At 68.5% G+C, this 14371-nt stretch carries 12 protein-coding genes; all 12 read left to right on the forward strand.

Annotation, left to right across the window (positions count from 1 at the left end):
• The 12 genes from ACFQRD_RS09370 to ACFQRD_RS09425 all read left to right on the forward strand — a co-directional run bounded on the left by ACFQRD_RS09370 (position 1) and on the right by ACFQRD_RS09425 (position 14339).
• Positions 1 to 948 (forward strand): carbohydrate ABC transporter permease, encoded by a 948-nt coding sequence (locus ACFQRD_RS09370; RefSeq protein ID WP_377803935.1) that lies wholly within the window; start codon positions 1 to 3, stop codon positions 946 to 948.
• A 92-nt stretch (positions 949 to 1040) separates the two neighbouring features.
• Positions 1041 to 1838: a carbohydrate ABC transporter permease gene (locus ACFQRD_RS09375; protein WP_377803937.1), complete on the forward strand. Its 798-nt coding sequence runs from the start codon at positions 1041 to 1043 to the stop codon at positions 1836 to 1838.
• Between the two features lie 2 nt (positions 1839 to 1840).
• Positions 1841 to 3286 carry a sulfatase-like hydrolase/transferase gene (locus tag ACFQRD_RS09380; RefSeq protein ID WP_377803939.1) on the forward strand — a complete coding sequence of 482 codons (1446 nt, stop codon included), beginning with the start codon at positions 1841 to 1843 and terminating at the stop codon, positions 3284 to 3286.
• 107 nt (positions 3287 to 3393) lie between these two features.
• Positions 3394 to 4593 (forward strand): type III polyketide synthase, encoded by a 1200-nt coding sequence (locus ACFQRD_RS09385; protein WP_377803941.1) that lies wholly within the window; start codon positions 3394 to 3396, stop codon positions 4591 to 4593.
• Positions 4594 to 4676: 83 nt separating this feature from the next.
• Positions 4677 to 5375: a class I SAM-dependent methyltransferase gene (locus tag ACFQRD_RS09390; RefSeq protein WP_377792787.1), complete on the forward strand. Its 699-nt coding sequence runs from the start codon at positions 4677 to 4679 to the stop codon at positions 5373 to 5375.
• The gene (locus tag ACFQRD_RS09395) at positions 5372 to 6652 is read left to right on the forward strand and encodes an FAD-dependent oxidoreductase (RefSeq protein WP_377792788.1); all 1281 of its coding nucleotides are present in this window, start codon (positions 5372 to 5374) and stop codon (positions 6650 to 6652) included. The genes ACFQRD_RS09390 and ACFQRD_RS09395 overlap by 4 nt, the downstream gene beginning before the upstream one ends.
• A 103-nt stretch (positions 6653 to 6755) precedes the next feature.
• Positions 6756 to 7907, forward strand: a complete 1152-nt coding sequence (locus tag ACFQRD_RS09400; protein ID WP_377792789.1) for an ROK family protein — start codon at positions 6756 to 6758, stop codon at positions 7905 to 7907.
• Complete coding sequence (locus tag ACFQRD_RS09405; RefSeq protein WP_377792790.1) at positions 7904 to 9391, forward strand: sulfatase-like hydrolase/transferase; 1488 nt, start codon at positions 7904 to 7906, stop codon at positions 9389 to 9391. The genes ACFQRD_RS09400 and ACFQRD_RS09405 overlap by 4 nt, the downstream gene beginning before the upstream one ends.
• Complete coding sequence (locus tag ACFQRD_RS09410) at positions 9391 to 10770, forward strand: ABC transporter substrate-binding protein (RefSeq protein ID WP_377803943.1); 1380 nt, start codon at positions 9391 to 9393, stop codon at positions 10768 to 10770. The genes ACFQRD_RS09405 and ACFQRD_RS09410 overlap by 1 nt, the downstream gene beginning before the upstream one ends.
• 61 nt (positions 10771 to 10831) lie before the next feature.
• Positions 10832 to 11797, forward strand: a complete 966-nt coding sequence (locus ACFQRD_RS09415) for a carbohydrate ABC transporter permease (protein WP_377792792.1) — start codon at positions 10832 to 10834, stop codon at positions 11795 to 11797.
• A gap of 3 nt (positions 11798 to 11800) precedes the next feature.
• Complete coding sequence (locus tag ACFQRD_RS09420) at positions 11801 to 12655, forward strand: carbohydrate ABC transporter permease (protein ID WP_377792793.1); 855 nt, start codon at positions 11801 to 11803, stop codon at positions 12653 to 12655.
• 25 nt (positions 12656 to 12680) lie between these two features.
• Complete coding sequence (locus tag ACFQRD_RS09425) at positions 12681 to 14339, forward strand: alpha-L-arabinofuranosidase C-terminal domain-containing protein (RefSeq protein WP_377792794.1); 1659 nt, start codon at positions 12681 to 12683, stop codon at positions 14337 to 14339.
• The last annotated feature ends 32 nt before the right edge of the window (positions 14340 to 14371 follow it).

Here is a 14371-nt window from a genome sequence, read left to right on the forward strand (position 1 = left end):
ATGGCACCGCCGTCCGCACCCCCGCAGAAGGACTCGCGCCCTCCCACGCGACGAGCTGCCCGACCACTGCAGCCGTACCTGCTCAGCACGCCGGCGCTGGCCGTCATCGCCCTTCTGTTCCTCGTTCCCTCGGTCTACAACGTGGTCCTGGCCTTCCAGAGCCTCTCGCCGTACCAATCCCCCCGCGACGGCGAATGGGTGGGTGCGGAGAACTTCTCGGAGCTGTGGAGCAATGGCGACTTCGGCGGAGCCGCGGTCAACACCGTGGTCTGGCTGACGGCCATGACAGTGGTGCTGCGACTGCTGATAGGGCTCGCCCTGGCGCTCGCGCTGCAGTCCCCCGTCCTGCGGCGCTGGAAGCTGCGTGGGGTGTCCCGCACGATCATCCTCATCCCGTGGATGGTGCCGCAGGTGGTCGCCATCGCCGCCTGGCGATGGATCCTCGATGGCAGCTCGGGAGTTCTGAACCAGGCGCTGACCGGACTGGGCCTGATCGAGAACGGGATCCCGTTCCTCGCACAGACCAGCACCGTGTGGTGGTCGATCGTGGCGATCATCGTCTGGCGTGAGCTGCCGTTCGTGGTGATGGTCCTGATGGCCGGACTGCAGTCGATTCCGTCCGAGCAGTACGAGGCCGCCTCGGTGGACGGTGCCGGTCGCTGGACCTCCTTCCGCAGCGTCACCCTGCCCGGCCTGCGACCGGTGATCACCATCGTGGTGCTGGTGACCGTGATCCAGACGTTCAACAACTTCGTCTATGTATGGCTGACCACCGGCGGCGGCCCCGGCCGATACACGGCGGTGCTGGCCACCGAGCTGTACAACGCCGCGTTCTTCGACAACGAGCTCGGCGCAGGCGCCGCGATCGGCCTGGTCATGACCGCGATCATGGCGGTCTTCGCTGTCGCCTACATGCGCCTGACCTCGGACCGGGAGGAGACGCGATGACACGGACGGCATCTACCAGAGCTTCCGCTGTTCGGCCGGTGCGACCGCGCCGCTCGAGTGACGCGCGCAGGCCTCGTGATCTGCTGTTCCTGGTGCCCTTCGCCGTGGTGCTGGCGGTGATCCTCTTCCCTGTGGCGTGGATGCTGTACAGCTCGCTGCGACCGGTCCAGGAGATCTCACAGGGCGTGACCTGGTCGAACGCACTGTCAGACCTGAGCCTGGATTCCTACGCACGACTGTTCGAGGCCACGAACTTCGGCAGGTACCTGCCCAACAGCCTGCTGGTGTGCAGCGTCGGCACCGTGATCACGGTGGCCATCGCGACGCTGGCCGGCTTCGCGCTGTCACGATTCGCGTTCCGCGGCAGGCCAGCTGTGATGCTGGTGCTGGTGGCCACGCAGTTGCTGCCGTTCGTCGTGCTCATCACGCCGGTGTACCTGGTCTTCGCGGAGCTGCGCCTGCTGAACTCGTACGCGGGGCTGATCATCGTCTACGTCGCGATGACCACGCCCCTGGCGGCGCTGCTCATGACCGGGTTCCTCAACTCCGTGCCACGCACCCTGGACGAGGCCGCACGGATCGACGGCGCCTCGACCCTCACCGTCATCACTCGGGTGATCGCGCCGCTGGTGTGGCCCGGCGTGGTCACCGTGGCCGTCACCGCGTTCATCGCCATGTGGGATGAGTTCCTCTTCGCCCAGGTGTTCCTCACCAGCGAATCCGTCAAGACCGTGCAGGTAGGCATCGCCGGCCTGTTCGGGGAGTACGGCACCGACTGGGGCGTGGTGATGGCTGCCTCCGTGGTCGCCGCACTTCCCACCATCGTGTTGTTCTCGCTGTTGCAGCGCCGACTCGTCGCCGGTATGACCGCCGGCGCTCTCAAGGAGTGATCATGACCGCCGACCGCCCTCAGGACGGCCAGCGCCCCGTCGACCCTCGTCCCGCCGATCCCCGCCCGAACGTCATCGTCCTCTACGCGGACGACCTGGGGTGGGGAGACCTCGGCTGCTTCGGCTCCGAGGACATCCCGAGTCCGCATCTGGATTCCCTGTGCGCCGACGGGGTGAAGCTGTCCCAGTGGTACGCGAATTCTCCCGTCTGCTCGCCTTCGCGGGCCTCGCTGCTGACCGGTAAGTACCCGGCGCACGCCGGGGTCGAGGAGATCCTGGGAGGCCGCCGGGACACCCCCGGCCTTCCTCCGCAGGAGACCATGGCCTCGCTCCTGCGTGATCGCGGCTACGCCACAGGCCTGTTCGGCAAGTGGCACCTGGGGGTCGACGCCGAGTATGCGCCGGGAAACTACGGTTTCGACGAGGTCTTCGGCATCAGGGCCGGCTGCGTGGACTACTACTCGCACATCTTCTACTGGGGCGATCACGATCCCGTCCACGATCTGTGGGACGGCGAGGACGAGGTCTGGCTCAACGGCGAGTACCTCACCACCGTCCTCGGTCGCCGCGCGGCGGAGTTCATCGCCCGCCAGGCGCCCCGGAATCCCTTCTTCTGCTACGTGCCCTTCAACGCTCCGCACTATCCGATGCACGCCCCGGCCGAGCACATGGCCCGCGTCGCCCACCTTCCTGAGGGCCGGCGCGAGATGGCCGCCATGATCGCGGCCCTCGACGATGCCGTGGGCGAGATCCTGGCAGCACTGGAGTCCGCCGGCGCCCGGGAGAACACGCTGGTGGTCTTCTCCTCCGACAACGGACCCTCGCGCGAGAGCCGAAACTGGCTGGGCGGTGAGGAGATCTCCTACACAGGAGGCTCCGCGGGCGGACTGCGCGGCTCCAAGGGCTCCGTGTTCGAGGGCGGCACCCGGGTCCCGAGCATCGCGGCCTGGCCCGCCCGATTGCCGGCCGGCACCGAGGTCAACCGTCCGGGCCTCATGATGGACCTGCTGCCGACGATCCTGCATGCGGTCGACGGTGCCGAGCCCGAGTTGGCGGACGTCGACGGGGTCTCCCAGCTGGAGACACTGCGCGGTGCGGACCGGGTGCACGACGCAGAAGCCCCGGGCCATGGCCGAGCGGAACCTGCCGCGACCGAGCCCGGCCCCGCGGAGACGACCGGGCCCGGCGACGAGGCATCCCAGGAGCGCACGGTGATGTGGACGTACGAGGACCAGTGGGCGGTGCGCCGCGGTCGATACAAGCTGGTCATCGGAGCGCGGGAGGGTATGGATCCTCCGATCACGGTCTCCCGGGCGGTGTTCGACCTCGACCTCGATCCGGCAGAGACACGGGATATCTCCGCAGACGCGCCCACCCTCACCGCCGAGCTCGAGCACGCCCTATCGGGGTGGCAGCGGACCCATCATGCATGGGTGGCCGCCACCTGACCCGTGCCGGGCCGTTGCTCCGGCCAAGGCCTCTCACGAACCAGGGCCGGGAGCGACCATCCGTTCAGACCATTGCCCCTCCCCCGCTCCCGGCCCGACAATGAACCATGACGGTCACTCTCCGGTCCCTGGAAGTCGCAGTCCCCTCCACCGAGCTCGCCCAGGACGACGTCCGCGACGTCTTCGCCGCCCAGCCCGACCTGAGCCGCCTCGGCCAGCGCCTGGTGGCCACCTCGTTCAACTCCTCCGGGATCGAGCGCCGCTACAGCGCCATCTCCGAATGGGACGGCCCGTCGGCCGATGAGGAGCCCGTGTTCTTCGAGGTCGGCACCGGCCGGTTCCTGAACCCCACCACCGGTACCCGCAACGAGATCTTCGCCCGCGAGGCCACCGAGCTGTACACCGGCGTCGCGGCCGCCGCCCTCGAGGTCGCCGAAGGCATCGAGCGGGCCGACGTCACCCACGTCATCACCGTCTCCTGCACCGGGTTCTTCGCGCCGGGGCCGGATTACCGCATCGTGCGCGCGCTCGGCCTGGAACCCTCCGTCCAGCGCTACCACCTGGGATTCATGGGCTGCTACGCCGCCCTGCCCGCGCTGCGCCAGGCCCAGACCATCTGCCGGGCCGATCCCGACGCCGTGGTGCTGGTCGCCACCGTCGAACTGTGCACGCTGCACGTGCGCACCTCGAACGATCCCGACACCATCGTCGGCTCCTCACTGTTCGGCGACGGCGCCGCCGCCGCGATCGTCACCGGCAAGGACCTCCCCCACAGCTCGCCGCTGCTGCAGCTGGACCACTTCGAGACCGTGCTGACCCCCGTGGGCGAAGAGTCCATGGCCTGGAACATCGGTGACAACGGCTTCGAGATGGTGCTGGGCACCTACGTCCCGCACATCATCGACGAGCACATCACCGGCGCCCTGACCCCGCTGCTCGCCCACGACCCGTCGGTGGCGCAGCGGCCCTACCGGGAGATCGAGCGCTGGGCGATCCATCCGGGCGGACGCAGCATCCTGGACAAGGTCGAGGCCAAGCTCGAGCTGGACGAGGGCCAGCTGGTCCCCGCCCGCGAGACGCTGCGGGACTTCGGCAACATGTCCAGCGCCACCGTGATGTTCGTGCTGCGCCGGATCCTGGATGAGGCCGCCCCCGGCGCCGAGGAGCGCGTGTGCTCCATGGCGTTCGGTCCCGGACTGACGGTCGAGACGGCCCTGCTGACCACGATCGGCGCCCCCGTTGCCGCCTCCGCGCCCGAGCCCGGGACCGGCGCCCTGGCCGACGCCGCACTGAGCACCCACCCGTGACGGCGCCGCGCATGCCTGGTCGACCCCGCGTCTCCGGCCGTTCTCGCGCGGCGCAGCGTCCGCACCTGCCGCAGCGGCTCCGCGTGCCCGACCTGACCGAGCGCGACCGACACGCCGCCGAGCGCATGGACGACCCGGACTGCGACCTGCGCCGGCTCGAGCGCACCTACGCCCAGTTCCGCGTCATCAACTCCCTGGTGACGGGCTGGCGCACCACCTACCGCCGGCACCTGCGCCCGAGACTGCACCGCGAGGGTCCGACCACGCTGCTGGACATCGGCAGCGGCGGCGGGGACCTCGCCCGGGCCCTGGCCCGATGGGCGCGCCGCGACGGCTTCGACCTGCGCGTAACCGGCATCGACCCCGACCCGCGGGCGCACGCCTGGGCGATGCGGCAGAGGCCCGTCGAGGGCGTGTACTTCCGGCGGGCCCTCTCCTCCGACCTGGTCACCGAGGGCGCCGAGTTCGATCTGGTGGTCTCCAACCACCTGCTCCACCACCTCGAGGAGGACGAGCTGCGGGACCTGCTGAGAGATTCTCGGCGGCTGTCCCGCACCGCGGTGGTCCACAGCGACATCCAGCGCGACCGTCTCGCCTACGCCCTGTTCTCGGTGGGCACCTGGCCCTTCTTCCCCGGCTCCTTCATCCGGGAGGACGGGCTGATCTCGATCCGCCGCAGCTTCACCGCCGCCGAACTGCGTGACATCGCGCCCGAGGGCTGGGATGTGAGCGAGCTGGGCCCATGGCGCCTGCTGCTGACCCACGAGGTCCCGACACGATGATCGCGCCCGGCAGCTTCGATGACGCGGCGCCCGGCGCTGCGGAACCGGACGGCCCGCCGCCAGACTGCGACGTGCTGATCGTGGGCGGTGGCCCGACAGGCCTGTTCCTCGCAGCGCTGCTGGTACGACGAGGGGTGAGCGTGCTCGTGCTCGAGTGTCGCACCGCGCCCAGCACCCATTCGCGAGCCATCGGCCTGCATCCCCCGGCCTTGAGTGCGCTGCGGGAGGTCGGCCTCGACGACGCCGCCATCGCCGCGGGAGTGCGGCTCCGGGGCGGCAGTGCGCGCGGCCGCCGCGGGGAGCTCGGCAGACTGCGCTTCGAGGGGGCATGGCCGCACCGACCGTTTGTCCTGTCCTTACCGCAGAGCCGCACCGAGGAGCTGCTCGAGGGCCGACTGGCCGAATTCGCCCCCGGGACGCTACAACGCGGCTGGGAGGTTACGGGCTTGCGCGAGATCGGTGACCGCATCGAGGTGACCGCACGGCACACCGCCCCGGGCGATGCCGGAGCCCCGGTCGTACACCGGCGCGCCCGCATGCTCGTGGGCGCCGACGGGTCCCACAGCCGGGTGCGCGAGCTCCTCGGCGTACCCACGACCCGTACTACGTACCCGGATACCTACCTCATGGGCGACGCCGCCGATCCTGATGGGGACGGTGAAGACCGCGAGGGGTTCATCCACCTGGACCCCGACGGCGTCGTCGAGTCCTTTCCGCTGCCGGGCGGGCTGCGCCGCTGGGTGGTCCACACCGGGTCGGCCCATGCCGGGGCCCACAGCGGGCGCTACCGTTCGGCAGATCCTTCCCCTGCCGCCCTTGCTGAGATCGTCCGCTCGCGCACCAAAGTGCGGATCGACACGACGGCGATCCGCATGATCAGTGCATTCACCGTGCACCGGCGCACGGCGCGGCACCTGCTAACTGGGCGTTGCATGCTGATCGGCGATGCCGCCCACGAAATCAGCCCGATCGGGGGCCAGGGGATCTCCCTGGGCTGGCTGGATGCCTACGACCTGGCGCCCCTCATCCCGCAGACGGTGACAAGCAAATTTAGCGGCACCCTCCGGGGCAGCCGCGAGTGGCTGCAGTTCGAAAAGACCTGTCAACGTCGGGCGCGTACCGCCCGTCTGCTCGCGCACCTGAACATGGCACTGGGACGCCCGCTCGCGGAACCACTGTCCTCCCTCCGGGGACTGGCCGTGCGAGCCGCCCTCCACTCTCCGGTTCGGCGCGTCATGGCGCGGGCGTACTCGATGGCGTGGGTGCGCACCCGCTGACGCACACGGATCACTCCTCTCGTTCGGACGCATTCCGTCGGCTATTTGTCAGAAATCAACGCATGTCGTTGCGGCCTTCGCCGACCGACTCCATGCTGTCGGGATGAAGAACGGGACGACGAGGCCCCTGCGCGGCGCTGAGCACGAGGTCTTGCTGGCACTGCGCCTTCAAGGTCCTTCAACCCGCGCCGAGTTGGTCCGGCGCACAGGCTTATCCCGCGCCACCGTGTCCACCGTGACGGCCCGCCTCCTCACCGGTGGCCGCGTCGAGAGCATGGGCACAGCCCCGTCCTCCCGCGCCGTGGGGCGCAATCCGGAGCTCCTTGCCCTGAGCGTGTCGGGGGCCGTGATTCTCGGTGTCGAGTTCGGGCACCGGCGCGTCACCGTGACCGCCATGAACGAGGCTCATCGCATCGAGGGCTCGGCCTCGGCCGCCTACGAACACGACACTCCGTGGCCGCGACGTATCCAGCATGCCTTCTCACGGATGGCGGCGCTGGACGTCCTGGACGGGCGCGACGTCATCGCCGTCGGCCTGGGCATTCCCGGCCGTATCCCGGATCGCGAAGCCGTCATGGAATCCCTGGTGGCGACCTTCGCCTCCCGTGTGGCGCGCGAGGTGCGGGCGGACAACAATTCCCGCCTGGCCGGTCTTGCGGAGGCGGTGTGGGGCTCGGGCCGCGATCTGCAGAGCTTCGTGTATCTGCGGCTCATGGACGGCGTCGGCGGAGCCCTGATCACCCAGGGCGCGATGTACGACGGGCTCCACGGTACGGCCGGCGAGTTCGGCCATATGACGGTCGATCCGGGAGGCCCCCCGTGCCGCTGCGGCAAGCGCGGCTGTCTCGAGTCCTACGTCTCACGAGAGCGGATCCTGGCCACGACGGCCCACCGCGATCTGGATGCGCTGCGCACGACGCTCGACGCCGGCGATGTGCGCCGCCGCGAGATCGTCGCCGGCGCCGGCCGGCGCATCGGCGTCGTGCTCGCGAACGTTTGCACGGCACTCGACGTGGAAGGGGTCGTGCTCGGCGGCGACCTGATCGGCCTCGGCCCACATCTCACCGCTCCGCTCGAGGTCGCATTCACAAAGAACCTCATGCCGGCGCGAGCGCACCGCATCGCCCTCCACGCGGGCCGGATCCGTGCGGTCGACGGTGCGCTGGGTGGGATCGCCCTCATCCTGCGTGACCCAGCCATCGCGCTGTCCCGGCCCGATTCCCCCGCCGCCCAGAAGGGACGACTCTCCTCGTGACCAGCCCCAACATGTTCTTCTTCCTGACCGATCAGCATCGGGTGGACACCCTGCCCTGCTACGGCAACGAGATCGTCGAGACCCCGTGGCTCGACTCCGTCGCCGCCGAGGGGACGGTCTTCGACCGCTTCTACACGCCCACTGCGATCTGCACCCCTGCGCGGGCGAGTCTGCTGACGGGCGAGGCGCCTTTCCGACACCAGCTGCTTGCCAACTACGAGCGCAACGTCGGCTACAAGGAGGACCTGGATCCCGATCACGGCTCGTTCAGCCGTGATCTTCGCGAGCACGGCTACAACGTCGGACTGGCCGGGAAGTGGCATGTGGGGCTGAAGCGCACCGCGGAGGATTTCGGGTTCGACGCCCTGCACATGCACGGCTGGCACAACCCGGTCGACCATCCCACCTACGAGCGCTACCTCGCCGAGCGGGGCCTTCCCGCATACCGCCTGCGCGACGAGATCCGCGGGACCTTCCCCAACGGCAGCCCGGGCAACCTGCTCGCTGCCCGTCTCGAGCACGGCGTGGAGGCCACCTTCGAGCGGTTCCTCGGGGACCTCGCGATCGAGCGGCTCCGCCAGTACGTGCAGGACTTCCGTCGCGACGGGACGCCATTCTTCCTGGCCACTCATTTCTTCGGTCCGCATCTTCCCTACAACCTGCCGCCAGAGTACTTCGACCTGTACGACCCCGAAGACGTGGAGCTGCCGCCTTCGATCGCCGAGACGTTCCTGGGCAAGCCCCCGGTGCAGTCGAACTATTCGGCGCACTGGACGTTCGACACCCTCGGCGAGGAGACCAGCCGCAAGCTGATCGCCGCCTACTGGGGATACGTGACGATGATCGATCACGAGATCGGCCGGATCGTCGACGTCGCCCGGGAGCTAGGCGTCTACGACGACGCCGCCGTGTTCTTCAGCGCTGATCACGGCGAGTTCACCGGTGCCCACCGCCTGCACGACAAGGGGCCGGCGATGTACGAGGACATCTATCGGGTGCCCGGCGTGATCCGGCCGCCCGGCGGCGGTCCGGCCCAGCACCGCCGCGAGTTCGCCGACCTCATCGACCTCCCCGCCACCATCAACGAACTCGCGGGGATCAAGCCCGTCAGGTCCGCCGACGGCACCAGCCTGCTGCCGATCCTGCGCGGCGAGCATCCACGGTGGCGCACCGACTACGTCGCCGAGTTCCACGGACACCACTTCCCGTACCCGCAGCGGATGCTCATCACCGACCGCTACAAGCTCGTCGTGAACCCCGAGTCCGTCAACGAGTTCTACGACCTCGTCGCCGACCCGTACGAGCTCACCAACCGCTATGGCTTCCCCGAATGCCGCCAGGTGCGCGATGCCCACCTGGCCCTGCTGTACCGCCGCCTCCGCGACCGCGGGGACAACTTCTATCACTGGATGACGTCGATGTATCCGGTGGGCGGCAAGGACTACGACACCTCCCTCAGCTCGTTCGAAAGGAACGGATCATGATGCTCTCCCCACGATCCACCGCGCACCGCCTCCACGGCGGCACACCGCGCTCAGCCCAGGACTTCGGCCGACGCCGTCTCCTCTCCGGCGCTGGCGCAGCCGGCGCCACGCTCACCGTTGCCGCCTGCTCGGGCGGACAGTCGATCGGAGGCTCGGATGAGGCTCCTGCGGCGGGATCCGAACCCTTCACTGCCGAGTACGACGGGCCGGACGTCACCATCACCTTCTGGAACGGCTTCACCGGAGGCGACGGCCCGTACATGAAACAGCTCATCACCGAGTTCACCGAAGCGAACCCTGCGATCACCGTCAAGCAGTCTTCCCTCGAGTGGGCCGACTTCTACTCGAAGGTCGTCACTGCGACCGATGCCGGCAGCGGGCCCGATGTCGCGGCGATGCACCTGGACCAGCTCGCGAGCTTCGCCTCCCGAGGGACCATCGTGCCGCTGGACAACCTCGCCGAATCCCTCGGTCTCAGCGAATCGGACTTCACCCCGGCCGTGTGGCAAGGCGGCGTGTTCCAGGGGCAGCGCTATGGCATTCCGCTGGACATGTTCACCATTGCGCAGTACTGGAGCACGGAGAAGTTGTCGACCGCTGGGCTTGAGGCCGGCCCCACCACCGGCGAGGAGTTCGACGCCGCCGTCCAGTCCCTGCAGTCCGCAGGTATCGAGAACCCCTTCTGGGTCTCTCCCGACAACTGGCAGATCTTCGTGAGTCTGCTCGGCCAGTTCGGCGGCTCCCTCTATTCCGAGGACCTCACCACCGTCACCTTCGGCGACGATGCCGGAGCGAAGGCGTTGACCTGGATGCGAGACCTCGTGGCCGACGACATCAGTCCCTCGGACGCCACCGACCTGGCCACCGCCTTCAAGAACGGCTCCTCGGCCCTCATCCATGAGCTGCTGTGGCTGATCAATGACCTCGAGGACACCACCGATGGGATGGAGTATGGCATCAGCGCCTTCCCGACGATCGGCGACTCCCCTGGCGTGTTCGCGAATTCCCACAACTTCACGCTCACCAAGCAGGCCGACGCCGACGCCGATCGCGGTCAGGCCGCTCGGGTGTTCATCTCCTGGATGAGCGAGAACTCCGCGACCTGGGCGGCGTCGGGCAACATCCCGGCGCGGGCCTCGGCGCGGGAGGACACGCAGTTCACCGATAGCCGCCAGGCCGAGCTCGCGACCGAGGAGGTGCTCGAGAGCTTCATCTTCCTGCAGCAGGTTCCCGGTTCCCGTGAGATCGCAGCGGACAGCTACCAGCGCGCGGTGAGTCGGGCGGTGCTCGGCGAGGAAGATCCGGAAGCCGCGCTCACGGCCGCGGTCACGACTGCGCAGGAGATGCTCGACCGTAACCGGGAGCTGTACGAATTCTGACCTTCCGACGTCCCGCGCGACGTCATCGACCAGGCGAGAGACCGCCGAGAGAAGAGGTTTGATGAGCAACGCTGCTCCGAGCCTGAGCGCGCCCCCCGCGCCTCTACCTGCGCCGCCCGCGAGCGGCGACAGGCGCAGGATCCGGGTCGGGAGTCCCGTCACGCCCTATCTGTTCGTCGCCCCGTTCCTGGTGCTGTTCGCGGTATTCGTGCTGGCACCGATCCTGGTCCTGGCCTACTCGAGCACGCGGCAGTGGATCCTGGGCTTCGACAGCGGAGGATTCATCGCGGCGCAGAACTATACGACGCTGCTGTCCGGTGAGGGGGTGCTGTCCGAGGAGTTCTGGCGGGGGATGAGGGTCACCGCGATCTTCACCGCCCTGTCGGTCCCTCTGCTGGTCGTCGTCCCCTTCGCCCTCGCACTGCTGCTGAACCAGAAGTTCCCCGGGCGCACCTTCTTCCGCGCGGTGTACTTCGCTCCGTATGTGCTGGGCGTCGCCGTGGTGGGCGTGCTCTGGCACTTCCTCCTCGATGCCCGTGTGGGCCCGGTGAACCATCTGCTGGGTTCCCTGGGGCTGCCCGACACGGTCGCCTGGACGACCTCATTGCCCGCCGGCTGGGTCTCGCTCGTGGGCGTGACGGTGTGGTGGACGGTCGGCTTCAACGCCGTCATCTACCTGGCGGCCCTGCAGGACGTGCCCGCACAGCTGTACGAGGCCGCTCGGATCGACGGGACCAACGCCTGGCAACGGCTGTGGGTGGTGACCATCCCGCATATGCGTCGAGTGCTGCAGTTCGTCGTGGTCATCACGATCATCGCGTCGGCCAACATGTACGGCCAGTCGGCGCTGATCACCAACGAGCAGCCCGGCGGGGCGACTCGCACCGCGATCGGCTACATCGCACAGACCGGAATGCAGTCCTATGACATCGGTATGGCGAGTGCGATGAGCATGATCCTCGCCGTGTGCCTGATCGCGGCGAGTCTGCTCGTGAACCAGATCTTCCGCTTCGTGGGAAAGGTGTAGACGATGGCGACCTCTCGCCCCTCCCGTCGCCGACCCGTACGCCTCCAGCGCATCGCGCTGTGGGCAGCGCTGATCCTCCTAACGTGCGTATTCGCCCTTCCGTTGCTGTACATGCTCGGTACCGCGTTCAAGACCCCCGCCGAGTCGGTATCTCCGGACTTCCGGCTGTGGCCACGCAACCCGACCCTGGGGGCTTTCAAACACATCCTGGGTGACGACTCAGTCCCGGTGCTGCGATGGGTGGCCAACAGTCTGGTGGTCGCGGTCGCGCACTCCGCTCTGACCGTGGTACTCGCCGTGCTCGCCTCATACGCACTGGCGCGCATGCAGTTCCGGGGCCGCACGCTCATGATGGGGGTGGTCCTCGCCACGATGTTCGTGCCCGCGGTAGTCATGCTGATCCCCCACTTCCTCATCGTGAACTCCCTGGGCTGGCTGAACACGTACGCGGCGCTCATCATCCCGGGCGCTGCGGGCGCCTTCGGCGTGTTCTTCCTGCGTCAGTTCTTCGCCGCGATCCCCAAGGAGCTCGAGGAGGCGTCCATCGTCGACGGCTGCTCGCAGTGGTCGACGTTCGTACAAGTCATGCTCCCTCTGGCCCGGCCCGCCATCGCCACTCTCGTGGTGCTCTCGTTCCTCACGAGCTGGAACGACTATCTCTGGCCCGTCTTCGTGCTCTTCAGCAGCGAGATGCAGACGCTTCCTTCCGGGCTGCGGCTGCTGCAGGCGGAGAACGGCACCCGCTACGACGTGATGATGGCCGGCGCGGTCATCGCCAGCGTCCCCGTCCTAGCCCTGTATGTCATCGCCCAGCGCTGGATCATCGAGGGCGTCTCGACCACCGGCCTCAAGGGCTGATCTCCCATTCCCCCGAAAGGACCCCATGACCACCAACGCGCCGCACACTGCCCAGGCTCGCATCGACGTCTCCGGCGCCGACCCCGAGCGACCGATCGAACCGATGATCTACGGCCACTTCCTCGAGTCGGCGTTCTTCCACAATATAGAAGGCGGGGTGTTCGACGAGGGCTCGCAGCTGTCCGTCAGTGGAGAAGGACCGTTGGCCGGATGCCGTCAGGACGTCATCGATGCCTGTCGCGACCTGGGCATGCCTGTGGTGCGCTGGCCGGGCGGGAACTTCACCTCGGCCTACTGGTGGCAGGACGGCACCGGGCCGCGGGACCGGCGGCCGCGACGCCTCGAGCTGGCGTGGGGCTCGGAGGAGTCCAACCGGTTCGGCACCCCGGAGTTCCTCGCCTGGTGCGAGGCCACCGGCGCCACTCCCTACCTCGGCCACGGCTGCCGCAGCGTCGAGGACGCGGTGCGCTGGGTGGAGTACTGCAACTACACCGGGGACACCGAGATGACCCGGCGCCGCACCTCCGACGGGCTCGATAGCCGACGCCCCGTGCCGATCTGGGGCCTGGGCAACGAGGTCTACGGAACGTGGCAGATGGGACACCGCAGCCCCGAGCGCTACGCCGAGGACGCCCTCGAGCACGCGAAGTTCATGCGAGCCGTCGACGGCTCGATCCGGTTCGTCGCCGTCGGCGTCGACGACGACCGCTGGACCGACGTGGTGGTGCGCGAGCTCGGCGAGATCACCGACTGGGTCTCCATCCACGCCTACGGGGCGAGCTTCCACCTCGTCGATCCCTCCCGGGCAGAGTTCGACGCGATCGTCGCGCAGGCCGTCCACGTCGAGAACGTGCTGCAAGGCTTCTCACGGAAGATCGCCGGTGCTGCTGCCCGCCATGGCATCACCAGCCCCCTGGAGATCGCCTTCGACGAGTGGAACATGCGCCACTACGAGCCACGCACGTGGGATGATCCGCGACCGGGGGCCGACGGTGGCATCGCCGAGCGCGACACCTCCGGCCCGACCGACGAGCCGGGCGTGGCCGGGAAGCACGGCTGGCGGGTGAGCCGGTACTCGCCGCGCACCCTGGCCGATGCCCTGTTCTACTCCGGGGTGTTCCACGCCATTCACCGCACGTCGAGCAACCAGGTGCCCGTGACCATGGCCAACACCGTGAATCTCGTCAACGCCAACGGACTTCTCGCAGTGCGCGAGGGCGGCCTGGTGCGCTCGGCCACCTACCACGTGTGGGATCTGTACCTGAACCACTTCGGCACCGTGCCGCTGCCGGCGCGGGTCGCCGGTCCGTCCGTCACGTTGCCGGTGCGCCACGAGCAGGGATGGGGCGGCGAGGCGCACTGTGTGGACGTGGCGACCAGCGTGGGCGTCCTGGACGTGAGCGCCTCCGCGTCGGCCGATGGGTCGCGGCGATACGCGGCGGTGATCAACCGTTCGGCCGATCAGGACGTGGAAGCCGTGCTCGCCGTGGACGGAGAGCTCGTCGAAGGGCCGGTGTCGGTGCATACGCTCGGCGCCGACGCGCAGGACCTGTTCGCGGTGAACACTCTTGACCGGCCCGACGTGCTGAGGCTGCGGGAAAGCGCGGCGGAGCTGAGCGGCGGGGTGTTCGTAGCCCCGGCGCACTCGGTGAGCGTGGTGTCGTGGGAGGTGAGCGTGGGCTGAAGCAGTCTCTCGGCGTGCTCACGGACGGTCCG

It is taken from the genome of Brachybacterium sp. GCM10030268, assembly GCF_042666305.1.
Classification (GTDB): domain Bacteria; phylum Actinomycetota; class Actinomycetes; order Actinomycetales; family Dermabacteraceae; genus Brachybacterium.